Genomic DNA, 14,016 nt, shown 5'->3' with positions numbered 1-14,016 from the left:
GTTATTTGATGATCGCCACTTTGCCGATCTGGGTACGCTCCGGTGATTCCACTACCCAGTAGAACAGGCCCGAAACTACTGTCTGCGAGTTCCGCGTGATCAGATCCCAGCTCTCGTGCTGGGACCCCGGAGCGCCGCTGGGGAAGTCGTGGTCGATTTCGCGAACCAGGTCGCCGTCAAGTGAATAGATGCTGATCTTGCAGACCGGCGGCAGATTGAAAAAGTGAATGCGCCGCGCCCGATCGGGATCGGCGATGTCCCGCGCCCGGTTCTCGAACCCGCTCTCGGCGTAGCCGCCGTCGATGCGGTATGGATTCGGGACTACGTATGCATCTAGATTCTGCCCTATGATCTCACCACTCGATGGCTGTGGGTATTCCTCGATAGCGTCGTTCTCCGGCTTTGTCTCGAGCGATTTCAGTCCGGACTTGGGCGACCCGTGATCAAACGACGTAACCGAGACATGATACGGAATTGTGGGCAGGAGGTTTTCGATCACGTATTCGTACTCGTAGTATTTCGGCAAAGGTTCACTGTAGTCAAAAACCAGGTCATCATCCTGCCATTGAGTCGAATCGGTGCCTGGGTCGGGGGCATCAGGATAGACTTTGTGAATACCATCCGCATTAGTCAAGTCCGACTGATTGAAGTCCTGCTTTTCGAAGTAAGCGAATTCGCCGTTGTAGCTGACCGGGTTCGAGCGCGGATGGCGCAGGGGATCTAGTGTCGGGTCGTTGTACATCCGACGAAGCGAATCCAGAGTGTACGGAACCTCATCCTGCAGCCAGTCGGACCTAGCAGCCTGCTCACGCCAGACAAACCGCGCGTAATTCTCGAGATCGTACGAGCGAATTACGGAGAAACTGGAAGGCCGATCATCCAGCGAAAGGTAGACGCGATATCCTTCAAAGTCGACCCGGTTGGTGAAAACGTCCTTGGTATTCTCGCTGTAGAATCCGTTGAAGCGGACTCGCATCTGTCCCACCGAGGGGATAACCCTCATGCGCGGCGACGGAGGCGGACCCGCGCCGCGAAAATCGGGCACGCCGTCACCCTCGTACCAGAGGGAATCCTCGGCGGTAGTGTCAGTGGCGCCATCGGGGACACAGACCCGCGCCTTGCCTCGATAGCCGTCGCCGTCGGTATCAACTCCAGGATTGTCGTAAACCCACGACGCCCACCGGGCGTTAAGCGCCAGGTTGCTGAAGTTAAGGCGGTCGTAATAGGCTTCCGGGTTTTCCGGGTCGAAAAACGCGAACATATCCTCCGGAGCCTGGTGAAAATCCTCGCCGCCAACCCAAACGAATGTCAGCGGCAGCGCTTGTCCCGGCTCGATATCGAAGGGCCCGAACGACAGCAGGTACCGCGTGTCGAATCCCCGCGCGTAGCTGCGCGCCTCGGGCGGCGGCGGCAGCCAGCCGTCAAAACTATGATCCTTGGCCGTCCACATGAGGTCGTAATCAAACTCGGGCTGGCTCATCACATAGTACTTGTTGCGATCCCCTTCGGGCGTGCCCATACGGGGACCGAGGTCACGAAATGGACGTGAGTCGGTACCTCTCATGCGCGGACCGAAATCGAGGGCCGGGTCGCTGTAGTTAGTGATCCACCAGTTGAAGGAATAAGCGAGCGAATCCGACGGCGTCCGAACCACGCGCGAGCCTACAACGCCGAGGGTCGAGCGGTAGTCCCACTGCGACGGGTTTTCGCGCGGCATTCCGTCCCCGTCGTTGTCGGCATGCCAGGCGATATTCACCGTGTCGATGAAGCCACACCCCTCGGGGGCCGGATGAAATGGGTAGAAACCGGTGATATCGTCCTCCCACCCCTCGGGCGTGTTGCGCGACGTATGCCAGGTATCGCCGTCGACCCAAAGCCCAATATAAACCCGGCGCAGCCGGTCCTGCCCGATATTCTGAATCTGGTAATCAAACAGTATGAAGTCGTCGGCGTACTCGTAGCTCCAGGCCATGGAACGCTGGCTGACCTTGATACCGAGTGGAATATGGCCTCGCTGATCAGTCGGATCCCGGCCGACCAAACCGGACGCCGTCTGGGTATCGTAGTATTCGGCCAGGATATCCTCTTCCGAATACGCTGCAACGCTCGGAGAGTAGAACTTGGAATTGATATCGATCGAGCCGTACCGGAAGCGACCGCCAAGTTCGGGGAGGTCGGGCCAGAATTCCTGCGTGCGATAAAAGTCCTCATCACCCGTCGACACCAGAGTATCGCCGTTCACGATCGCTCCAACCCACACCGCGGCAACATACAAGAAGACGATATCAGTTCCACGGGGATACTCGCATGATGGCAGAGGGTCTCCGGTAAAAGGGTCCGGAATGACCTGGCCGTAGGTACCGAAAGTGCCGTTGTTGGCTACTGCGAGGCGAATGTTTCCCCGTCCGTGAGCCGTATGGAAGACCTGCGGTTCCTCGGCACCGGCCTGGAGCCGGCCAAGCCGGAGGCCGGATTCGGTCTTATAATCGGACTGTGTCTCCCCTGCGAGAGCAGTTACAGAGTGACCGGCAATCGTCAAACTCAGGAAGAGAGCAATTGGAAGAACTGTAAGCCGAGTGGATGTCATTTGTTTGCCAGGTCGCGGATTCGTGACTGCCCGATTTGCGCCGGGGGTTAATCAACCATCCATGTCGCCCAAGATACAAATAAAACATTGTGGATGCAATATCAGCCGTGGTCGCGGGCTTTGCAAGAAAACCGGCCCCGGTCGCTGACCGGGGCCGGTTCCAATTACTGTCGGGGGATACCACCGACAGATGTCGACGCACCCGAATTAGTTCCTACATAATAATGGCCAGTTTGCCCACCTGCATGTTGCCTTTGTCATCCTCCACAGTCCAGTAATAGAGGCCGGACACGACCTGTTGTGTGTTTCTGGTAATCAGATCCCAGCAATCTTCATTCGGTGTGGTCGCACAACCAGAGGGCAGAGTGGGATTTGGGTGCTCGAACTGCCTCACCAGGTCACCGTCAAGAGAATAAATACTGATAGTGCAGCGCTCGGGGAGATTACCAAAGTGGATTAATCTCACGTAATCGGCGGGTCGATCACCGAAGCCGCGGCCCTCGAATCCCAGTCCGCGGTAATCGCCGTCGTGACGATACGGATTTGGCCATACGAACACAGGATTAGCGTCGGGGTTTTGCAGGTCAGGGGCGTCGAGCGGGTAGTGTGGATCACCGCATATGGACCGACTGCTTTCCAAGGCATCTATACCTGACGAAGACGAGCCGAAGTCAAAAGCGGTGACACTCACCCAATAGGGACGAGTCGGCAATAAACCGTCAACAGACCACTCGTACTCAAAAAACTTTATGAATCCAGAGTCGGTGAGGTATTCCTGCCACGCGCCATCGGGAAAACGGGCGCGTATAGAATCGGCATCGACTACAGGCGGGACCGGCGCGTCCGGATAGACCTTTCTAATCTCAGTCTGTGCATTCGGATAATTGGCGAGGATTGACTGGTTGTAGCCCTGGGCCTGGAAATAGTGTATCAAAGTATCTCCGGGACCTCCATCTTCAACAAGCGGGTGAGACCTCGGATTGTCCAGGGGATGCCAGGTCGTGTCGTCGCAGCCGTCAGGCGCGAACCGGCACCGAAGCTCCCTCAGAGTAAATGGACTGCCAGTGTTTGGCCTATAGGCACCGGCGGCTGTGTCTGGAAGCGTGGTGTCGATGGACGGGTCAATCCAATCGAAAAGGGCGTAGTTTTCCAAATCCCACGACGCCACGATTGAGTAGCTTGAGTCGCGCTGATCCAACGCGAGATACACCTTGTAGCCCTCGAAGTCCTTCCGAAATAAAAGCGGGTCCTCAAAAGTCTCGCTTCTGGCGCCGTTCCACCTTACGGTGAATTTGCCACGCGACTGTTCCACGCGCTGACCATAGTAAACGTTGCCGAATTCATCCGTGGTCGAATACAAACACGGCGCAGGTGGAGGTTCCGCCCCGCGAAAGTCCGGCACTCCGTCGCCAGTCTTGGGAAAACTGTCAGCCAGAGCATACTCCCAATAACAAATCGAATCTACAGCGGCGGGGGGAGTAACTGAGCTGTCCCAGATCGTGTCGCATTTTCTCGTGGAATCGCCGCCCAGATTTCGCACTCTGAATTCGCCGCGATAACCGTCGCTGTCGGTGTCGACGCCGGGATTGTCGTACACCCACCCAGCCCATGTGGCATTCTTACCAAGCGAACTGAAATCGACTCCTTCGTACCAGGCTTGCGGATTGTCCGGCAGATTATTGAAATTATTGGGATCCGTGTGGAAATTCTCGCCGGCAACGTAAGCCAGCGTAATCGGCAACGTCTGGCCCGGCTCGATATCGAACGGGCCAAACGATAGGACATAGCGCGTGTCGAGTCCCAATGGCCAGACTCTCTTACGGTCCGCCGGCGGCGGTACCCACACTGGGTCGAGCTCGTTTATGATCGCGCATGTTGCCTGATCAAAATCGAATTCTCCATTGCTTAGAATAAAGAACTTGTTTCTGTCGCCTTCCGGGGTGCCTGACCCGCCCGTACCGAAGTCTCGAACTTTGGCCCGCGATTGAGGACCGTAATCAAGACGTGAGTCCCCATTACTGACCCACCAGTTGAACGACACCTTGAGCGAATCCGACGGCGTGCGGACGATTCGCATGGCGGTGATATGCGGAACTTTTGAGAAGATGTCCTGATCAAGCCCACCGTCGTTGTCGGCTGTCCACGCCAGGTTGACTTCGTCCGAATCGGGGGCGAAACCGGCGGGCAGATATGTAGCTGCCTGCCATTTACGAAATCCATTCAGATCGTCCTGAGCACCCTCGCTTTCCTCTGCAAGGTCGTGAATATCGGCGTCGACATAGAAGCCCATATAGATATCGTGAAGACGCTGACGGCCGATGTTTTTGATGCCGTAGTCGAATAGGACAAAATCATCGGCATAATCATATGACCACGCATACGTATTCTGACTAACTTCAATGTTGAGCGGAATGTGCCCCCGGCCCGACGCGTCGTTAGATACTCCGTTACAGGATGTGCAGGTATCCGCATATTTGCAGACATAATCTTCTTGGGATATCGCTCCCTCAAACAACTCCTTCTTATTCGGATCAAGGTTAGAGCGAAGTTTCCCTTGTCCACCGAACTCAACTGCCTCGGGATGATACTCATTGCCTGCCCTGTCCCAACCGTCGGCGCCGGTAGAAACAAGAGTATCACGACCCAGCACCGCACCAATCCACAATGCTCCACCAAAAACGTAGGACGTGCGACTACCTTTAGGATATTCGGCGGACGGTAGTGTTTCTGAGGTAAAACAGTCCCTGGTCGAACCGCCAACACTCAGTTGAGTGGCGAAAGTGCCATCATTGCTTACCCCGAGCGCAATTTTGCCGATGTGGTGAAAGGTATTACAATAGGCGGGGCTCGCCATCGCATTCGACGGCGGGGCGGGGCGGTAACCGGGGCCCGTGCGGGCATCTACCAGCCCAAATCCAGCAATTACCAGGCATCCTATGATGCCGACCGTGACAATTCGATTCCTTACCATTACCTAATCCTTGAAAGTCCTTGATAGCGTTGACTTAGTAACGATCAGCCGGCTCCAACTGTGCAAAACAACTGTGCCACATCGCCGTAATAGAACCACTCGTCGGTCTCGAACGCAAGCCTTTTTTGGCAAGTGCTTATCTCACTTTCGCTCGGCGGCGCTGTAAAATCGCGTCGTCGCGTCGAGTTCGGGATCAGCTCGCTGCGATTGGCTTGCGGCGCAAAAACTGCCCCTAGTTAGATCTCCCGATGTCGTCTCAGCGCCGCCACGCTTCATCTTGCGCGGTGTGCGAGTCACTCTTGGGAAGCGGACCTTGGAATCGTTCTCCCCGCCAGGGTTAGGCCCGCAAGTTAACGACAAATAACTCAATGAGTTAATCACGGGCATCCGCTCAGAGTCTGCCTGCGGCAGCTTCCCCAAGCTGACAGTTCCTACCGCGATCCTCCGTGGGCTTCAGCTTGGCGTATCGCAATATCAATCCTCTCGACCGGCCCCAATCCGAGCGAATCCAGCGGTTCGTCAAAGTCGTTCGGGTTGCCTACTACCATTATTATGAGCGAGTCCGGCTTCAGATTGCGCTTTGCAGCATCTATAATGTCATCGGCAGTCACACTTTCCACCCTCGCCTTGACCTGCTGAAGGAAATCGTTGGGCAGGCCATAGAAATCGTAGTCCATAATGCGGTTGACTACTTCCGCACGGGTATCAAACTGGAACACAAACGAGTTCAAGTAACTGTCCTTGCCGGTCTTGAGCTCATCGACCGTGGGCGGATCGGTCTGCATACTCCTGACAACTTTGATCATCTCCCGAATCGCCTTTGCAGTCGACCCGGACTTCGTAGCAGCGTAGCTGGTGAAAACGCCCGGCCGGTCGACATTGGCCCCAAAGGCGGAACTGGTCGAATAGGCGAGCCCCTCGCGCGATCTGACCGCATCGACCATCCGACTACCGAATCCCACGCCCATGATTGTGTTCATCACGATGCGATCGGCGTAGTCCCGATCGGTGAGCAAACCGCCGATATGGCCGATTATGACCTGGGCCTGGTTAAGATCGGCTTTGTCTACGAGGTAAACCTGCTGTTTGTATTTGTACGTAACCTTGGGCAAGGGTGGGACCGGGCTCGATCCTCGGGGCCACTTGCCGAACAGCTTCTCGACCTGCTTGACCAATTTCTTCGGGTCGAAATCACCCCAGATGGCCATCTGGACATTCTCCGGGTGGAACCAGGCCCGGTGAAACGCCACGAGATCATCGCGGCTGATCGCCTCGATAGTGGCATATTCAGTGTGTCGGGCATACGGTGATTCGGCGCCATAAATGAGCTTGGCGAATTCGCGGCTGACGATCTGCTGGGGCTGGTCGTTGCGGCGGGATATTCCCGATCGATGCGCCACTTTGGCCAGTTCGATCTTGTCCGGATCGAAAACCGGGTTTTGGAGAATGTCTGAGAGAACCTCTAGTCCAAGGTCGGTGTGTTCACTGAGAACACTTACAGAGGCACCGCAGGTGGTAATGCCGCCAAAAGTCTCCACACTGCCGCCGATACTCTCGAGTAGTTCATCAAGAGCGTCACCCGTTCTTGTGGTGGTGCCGCCCGTTCGCAGCGTCTGGCCGAGTATCGCCACCAGGCCGATTTTGTCAGCCGGTTCCATAAAGCCACCGCAGTTGATTCTGACTGACATACGGAACAGCGGCAACTCGTGGTCTTCGACAAGATACAGGCGAAGGCCGTTGCCCAGGGTATGGCGCGTGATCTTCGGGATTTCGATGTCGTTCAGGCGCGGGTACTGCAGCTTGGTGACATCGACTGTCGGCGATGCCGCCACCGAACAACAAAGGGCGGCAACGATTATCAGGATCATAATGAGTGATTTCATGGTAGTCGGCCTCCGCTTAGCTTCCCTGGGTTTCCATCATCACTACGGTTCGGTTCTGCCGTGTGAGGTAAGTGCTGGCCACTCGTTGTACATCCTCGGCCGTGACCGCATTGATCCGCGCCAGCTCGCGGAACATCTCCCGCCAGTGACCCCAAAGGTTGTTGTATGTGACCAGTTGTCGCGCCAGCCCGGCATTCCCTTCCAGGCCTTCGACAAACCCAGCCCTCGCCCGCGCTTTGATTTTATCCAGATCTGACTGCGAAACCGGTTCGGCTTTCAGTTTTTCGATTTGAGCGAAGATCTCGGTTTCGCATTCCAGGTTGGTATGGCCGGGGGTTGGGAGCGCGGTGACCATGAGCAGGGTTGGATACTTTTCACCCACTGCCCCGGAAAAAACGCTAACGCTGCTGGCAATCTTCTTTTCCTTTACCAGGCTCTTGTATAGCAATGATGTCCTGCCACGCCCGAGAAGATCCACCAGCGCCTCGAGTGCCGGACGGTCGGGGTGGGTCAGCTCCGGGATATGCCAAGCGGCCGAATACATAGGCTGGGCTTTGTCTTCCAGGATCATGCGCCGCTCACCGCTTTGCGGCGGCTCGACCGTGGTAATCCGTTCCGGACTCGGCCGGTAGGGGATACGATTCCAGTACTGGTCGGCCAGGCGGAACACTTCCTCGGCCTTGACATCGCCGACAACCGCAGCCACCAGGTTTGACGGGCCGTAGTGTTTCTCGAAAAACGCCAGGGCGGCCTCGCGGGTGAGATTCTGAATGTCGGACATGTGGCCGATACCGCGGATGCCGTACGGATGCGCTTTGAAGGCCAGGGCGATCAGTTCCTCATAAACCTTGCCGCTGGGGCTGTTTTCTACACGCATGCGGCGCTCCTCGGCAACGACATCGCGCTCCTTGTACATCTCTCGAAGCACCGGATCGAGAAACCGGTCTGAGTCCAGCGCCATCCAGAGTTCCAGCTTGTTCGAGGGGAGACTGTAGAAGTATGTAGTGGCGTCCGGGCCGGTGCCGGCGTTGATACCGACCGCCCCCTCGCGCCGGACTATCTCCTGGTAGGCGTTCGGCTCCACGAGCTCGTAGGCGGCCTCACGGGCGGCCTCGAAAGCCTCGGTCAATGCGGCTATTCTGGCGCTATCGGCGAGTCGACCTTTGCGCTTCTCGGACCGGAGTTCCATCAGGATGGAGTCTTCCACTGCCATCAAGCGAAGCTCTTTGTTGACATCTCTGCTGCCGATACTCGTGGTCCCCTTGAACGCCATGTGCTCGAACATGTGCGCCAGGCCGGTGTACTCCTTGGGATCATCCACCGAGCCGACATTGGCCTGGATCACAAACGAGACCACCGGTGCCTCGTGTCTTTCCAGAACGATGAACTTCATGCCGTTCTGCAAAGTGTGCTCTTTGACCGAATTTTCCAGTTCACTGAAATCGAACCCGACCGCCTGACCGGCGAGCAGGAATCCGATTAAGAATACGGATGGGACAAAACAGGTTGCTCGTTTCATGCGCTGCCTCAGAACAAGGGTTGCAGATTTTTCGCAGGTCCGGAAACTAACAGCCCGGCCGGGTAACCGTCAAGCTCAGAATAAGATAGACGACCAGGTCCGGTGGCCGTGCAACGGCGGGGCAAGGGGAAGAAACCGGGGCTTTGCCGGTAAAGGGGATGAGAACTTAAACGCCCTACCGAAAGGACCTGGCAATGAATAAGTTGAAACTAATGTTGGCTGTCGTGGCGGCTGTCTTAAGCACGGCTTTTGCCACGGCAGCGGGCGAAAAGCCCGCCGCTGGTTCGATCAGCGGATGCCTGACCGACTCTGAAACCGGGCAGCCTGTCTCCGGCGCATGGGTGACCATCTCCGAAACCGGCGACCGCGTCCAGACGGATTCGTCCGGGTGCTTTTCTATTAATGGAGTCCCCCGCGCAGTCTACCACCTGGAGGTTTCTCATCCGGACTATGGCATCGTCAAGGGGCTGCCGGAACTGGTAGTTGCAGTCAATGCCGGAAAGGAGAAACTGGTTCAGATTGCGCTTACGACCAAAGCCAAAAAGGATGGCGGAACGACCGCGCCGCGCCTCACCGCACCTGCTCCCGGCGAAGACTCGAAAAGTAGTGAGGGTATGTCAAAGCTGAGGCAGGGAGCGGCAACCGGCGAACCCGATGCAACCTACCGGCTGGAGGAGCAGCGCGTCCAGTCCGGCGACCACTCATACGGCGGCACGACCCTAATGCCGGTGCCCAAACGGGCGCCGTCGGTCGACTATCACCCCAACTACAGTGACTACTGGCTGCCCCAGGACATGTTTTTCGAGGACTACGGCACCAACGGGTTCACCGATACACGCCGCGATCGCTTCTCGACTTTTGCGCTCGATGTCGACGATGCCTCGTACAACCTCGTGCGGCGGTATCTGCTCGACGGTCACGTGCCGCCGCGTGACGCAGTCCGAGTGGAGGAGTTCATCAACCACTTCGAGTACGGTTATAATGTTCCCAATGACGAGACCTTCCGCGTCTTCACCGAGATGACTGATTCGCCCTTCGAGAGCGACATCAAAGTGCTGAAAGTGGCGGTAAAGGGACGGGAGATCGACCGCTTTGAGCGCAAGCCGATGAATGTCACATTCGTAATCGACGTATCCGGATCGATGGGGCGCGACAACCGCTTTGCCCTGGTCAGCGGGTCGATCAAGGCTCTCGTGAAGCAGCTCAACAGGCATGATCGGGTCGGCATGGTGGCTTACGGCTCACAGGCGTTTGTCGTGTTCGAACCGATTGCCGCTGACCGCCACTGGGATATCTTCGCAGCGGTCGACAGGCTCCGAGTGGGTGGCTCAACTTACGCAGAAGCTGGCATCCGTCTCGGTTACGAGATGGCCAATCGGCAGTTTGTCAACGGCCACAACAACGTCATAATCCTGTGCAGCGACGGGGTTGCCAATGTCGGGCGGACCAGCCCGGATGAGATCATGCGCGAGGTGCAGCGGTTCGCTCGTCGGGGGATTGTCATGTCGACTTTCGGTTACGGCATGGGCAATTACAATGACGTGCTTCTTGAGCAACTGGCGGTCAAGGGGAACGGACGGTACGCCTATGTAAACGACTCGGATGACATCAGAGATGAGTTCGTTGATAACGTAATCGGCACGCTGCAAGTGCTAGCGCGCGATGTCAAGGTTCAGGTCGAATTCAATCCCAAAGCCGTCAAAGCCTATCGCCTGCTGGGATATGAAAACCGGGCGGTGGCCGATAACCGTTTCCGAGATAATCGCCAGGACGGCGGCGAAGTAGGCGCTGGTCACGAGATTACGGCGGTCTATGAACTCGAAATGAATCGGGGTCGCAAGTTTGGGCAGATCGCGACCGTTCACGTGCGCTGGAAAGACCCCTCAGGAAAGCAGGTATTCGAACTTGGCCGCGACGCGCAGTGGAGGCAGCACTACGCCGGTTTCGAGCAATCACGGCCTGAGCTCCGGCTGGCTATAGTGGCCGGTCGCTTTGCCGAGGTGCTGAAACAGACGCCATATGCAGCGGGGACATCGTTCGAGACTCTGTATCGCCTCGCGGAGCCGCTTCGCCACGAGCTCCCCGGCGAACAGACCGAGGATCTGCTGAATCTGATTCGCCGCGCCGCCGATCTCTCAGGCTGGCACACGGACTACGACGAAGATGACTACTTCTACGGCGACCGCAATTACAAGCGGTGAGGCAAGAGTGCAAGGTCGTGGGTCTCAATGTTGATTGGATCCCGCAGTGCGGTCAGCCAAACATCGACTTCTTTGGTCGCACTGCGTCGCCTATTTCACACATGAACGCATGATCGTCAGGGGAGAGGGGCCGCCCTGCAGGGCGGCGATATTCGCCTCGAACTGCTTCAAGTTGCTCGGAGCGGTCAGGCACAGATGCACATTGGGGTTCGAAAGCACGAAGCGATAGCATTCACCCGCTGTCGGAATACGGCCGTTCTTAGGCCATCCCTTGGGGCGGCGGAGGAGATAAGTCCAGCGTGTGGCGGTGTATCCAACGACGCCGGAGTTATGGGCGGCCAGGTGCGGAAATATATCCTGCTCGGCGCCACGGTGAGCGGCGTTGTAGCGAATCATGATGACGTCCGGCCAGCCGCCGGCGGCCAACTCACCGACGAACTTCCGATCGTGGCAGGACAAACCTACGAACCGGACTTTTCCCTCGTTCTTGATGCGCACGAGCTCTTCGCGCACGTGGTCGGTCAGATGCTTACCTTTGGTGACGCCAAGAAAAAGAAAGACATCTATGTAATCGGTGCCGAGCTGGCGGAGCCTCTTTTCCAGCGTGCGCCGCAAATTGGGATGACCGACCAGGAGGTTGTAAGCACCGGTGGCTACGACAACTCGTTGCCGCTCCGACGGCGCCATCTCACGCACGGTCCTGGTGATCTGGGTGTCGAACCCGTAGCAAAAGAGGTAGTTGACGCCCAAATCGAGCGCCTTTCTGACAACCTCTCGGCCGGGCCGATAGGTGGCAGACAGTCCCAGGCGGAGTACTCGCAGCCCGGTTTTCCCCAGTATTGTGTGGGTGAAGTTGTGGGTCATCGATGGTTGCCCCCCGGTGGACAGGCGGTTAAGCGCTATCAAGATCGATTTTCTCCTGTGTGCGCATTATAGGTCGGATCGCGCTCCGATCAAAACGATTTGTCTTAGTTGCTTTTTGATCGGTTTTGTGCATATTGACGCTGATGACCAGTTGTCCGTCGAATACTTTGACCCGCCGGTATGCGATGACCCGGCCGAGCCACTGGAAAGGAAACTACTGTGTTGGCTGACCTCAAACAGCAAGTCCACCCCGACAAATGGCCTGTCGCCCCCCATGTGAAGTCACTCGAGGCCTCCATTATCAGGGAGATTCTGAAAATAACCTCGCAGCCGGGGGTCATCTCTTTTGCCGGGGGTCTGCCCGCCCCGGAGATGTTTCCGCTGGACGACCTGGCACGAATCGCCGGGGAGGTGATCGAGAAATACGGCTCCGGCTGTATGCAGTATTCGCTCACGATGGGTATAGTCCCGCTCCGCGAGATGATCGCCGCCAATGCCACCCGAATTGGTACCCCCACGGCGCCGGAAAACGTGCTTATAACGTCCGGGTCGCAGCAGGGTATCGAGCTGCTGGCGCGCGTGTTTATCGATCCGGGCGACTATGTTCTGACCGAGAATCCGACTTATGTGGGCGCGCTGCAGGCGTTTCAGTATTACCAGGCGCGGTACGCTACGGTCGAGATGGACGATGACGGAATGCTGGTCGACGAGGTTGAGGACAAGATCAGGCAGTACAAGCCGAAGATGATATACTCGGTGTCGAACTTCCAGAACCCGACCGGAATCACCATGTCGCTGGAGCGTCGCAAGGCGCTGCTCATGATTGCGGCTCGCTACGGCATCCCTGTAATCGACGATAACCCGTACAGCGAAATTCGTTTTGCCGGACAGCCGGTGCGCACTCTGAAATCTATGGGCGGCGACGAGGTTATCGTGCTGAAGACCTTCTCCAAGACCCTCACGCCCGGATTGCGAATCGGCTGGATGAATGGCCCGGTGAGCATCATCAGGCAGTTCGAGAAGGTCAAGCAGTGCACCGACCTTCACACCAGCACGTTCAGCCAGTACATTATATACGAATATATGCGCCAGGGCCTGCTGGAACCGCAAATTGAGCGCCTGCGCAAGGACTACCTGGCCAAGCGCGACACAATGATCAAGGCAATGGAGACATCGTTCCCTGAGGGTGTCTCGTGGACCAGGCCCGATGGCGGTCTGTTCCTGTGGGTGACGCTGCCGAAGCACATGTCGGCAAAGGCGCTGCTGTTCAAAGCGATCGAGCGCAAGGTCGCGTATGTTTATGGCGAACCATTCTTCCCTAACGGCGGTGGCGCCAATACCCTGCGTCTCAATTTTTCAAACGCGTCACACGAAGGCATCACGGAAGGCATAAGACGCCTCGGCGATCTGTTCAAGGAGAACATGTAATCGTCGCTCACCTTCCCGGCAGCCGCAGTGACCTGGTAATGAATGCAAAGCCGCGCCGCCCGGGGCGCGGCTTTTTGCTTGAGCTGTCCGTGCGCGCGGAGTTATACATTGCCGCTCATGATCAGATTTCATAAGTACCACGCCCTCTGGAACGACTTTGTCGTGCTTGATCGAGCAGACAACCGAAGTTTCTCGAAGAACCGCCTGCCCGCACTGGCGCGAGCAATCTGTGACCCCCGCACCGGTGTCGGCGCCGACGGCCTTCTCTGGCTGTCGCCGAGCCGCGAGGCCGACATCCGCATGGATGTGTACAACGCCGATGGTAGTTGGGCGGAAAAATCCGGCAACGGGCTCCGGATCACATCGGTCTATCTAAAAAGCAAGCGGTCATCCCGCCGGTGTTTTCAAATAGAGACTGGTACGTCGATCGACCAAACACACCTGATAAAGAGAATCAGCGGCGGCTATATCGTGCGAACCGAGTTAGGCGAGCCGGCGTTCGAGGCGGTAGCGGTTCCCATCAAATCCCGCTCCAAGTTTGTGATCAACAAGCCGGTCAGGAT

At 57.0% G+C, this 14,016-nt stretch carries 8 protein-coding genes; 3 read left to right on the top strand and 5 right to left on the bottom strand.

Features of this window, described 5'->3' with window-relative positions; all coding sequences use genetic code 11:
* Position 1: 1 nt before the first annotated feature.
* From AB1772_06790 to AB1772_06775, 4 genes are all read right to left on the bottom strand, one after another.
* Positions 2-2,587: a hypothetical protein gene (locus tag AB1772_06790; protein ID MEW5796053.1), complete on the bottom strand. Its 2,586-nt coding sequence runs from the start codon at positions 2,585-2,587 to the stop codon at positions 2-4.
* 214 nt (positions 2,588-2,801) lie between these two features.
* Entirely contained in the window at positions 2,802-5,558 is a 2,757-nt protein-coding gene (locus tag AB1772_06785; GenBank protein MEW5796052.1) for a hypothetical protein, read from the bottom strand.
* A gap of 431 nt (positions 5,559-5,989) precedes the next feature.
* Positions 5,990-7,441: a pitrilysin family protein gene (locus tag AB1772_06780; GenBank protein ID MEW5796051.1), complete on the bottom strand. Its 1,452-nt coding sequence runs from the start codon at positions 7,439-7,441 to the stop codon at positions 5,990-5,992.
* A gap of 16 nt (positions 7,442-7,457) precedes the next feature.
* A complete protein-coding gene (locus AB1772_06775) occupies positions 7,458-8,960 on the bottom strand; it encodes a pitrilysin family protein (protein ID MEW5796050.1) in 1,503 nt (500 codons plus the stop codon).
* A 194-nt stretch (positions 8,961-9,154) separates the two neighbouring features.
* On the opposite strand from AB1772_06775, the gene AB1772_06770 reads away from it, so the two are divergent.
* Positions 9,155-11,161, top strand: a complete 2,007-nt coding sequence (locus AB1772_06770; protein MEW5796049.1) for a von Willebrand factor type A domain-containing protein — start codon at positions 9,155-9,157, stop codon at positions 11,159-11,161.
* A gap of 90 nt (positions 11,162-11,251) precedes the next feature.
* Here the strand turns inward: AB1772_06770 and AB1772_06765 are convergent, their stop codons facing one another.
* On the bottom strand, positions 11,252-12,067 hold the full coding sequence (locus AB1772_06765) for an aldo/keto reductase (protein MEW5796048.1): 816 nt from the start codon (positions 12,065-12,067) through the stop codon (positions 11,252-11,254).
* A 180-nt stretch (positions 12,068-12,247) separates the two neighbouring features.
* Between AB1772_06765 and AB1772_06760 the strand changes: the two genes are divergently transcribed.
* Both AB1772_06760 and AB1772_06755 read left to right on the top strand, forming a co-directional pair.
* Complete coding sequence (locus tag AB1772_06760) at positions 12,248-13,453, top strand: PLP-dependent aminotransferase family protein (GenBank protein MEW5796047.1); 1,206 nt, start codon at positions 12,248-12,250, stop codon at positions 13,451-13,453.
* A 117-nt stretch (positions 13,454-13,570) separates the two neighbouring features.
* A partial coding sequence (locus AB1772_06755; GenBank protein ID MEW5796046.1) for a hypothetical protein occupies positions 13,571-14,016 on the top strand: 446 nt, incomplete at its 3' end.

The sequence above is a fragment of the Candidatus Zixiibacteriota bacterium genome, from assembly GCA_040752815.1.
In the GTDB taxonomy this organism is placed as follows: Bacteria; Zixibacteria; MSB-5A5; order GN15; family FEB-12; genus JAGGTI01.
Note: the sequence above shows the minus strand (reverse complement) of the source record. Positions and strands in the feature narration are given on the sequence as shown.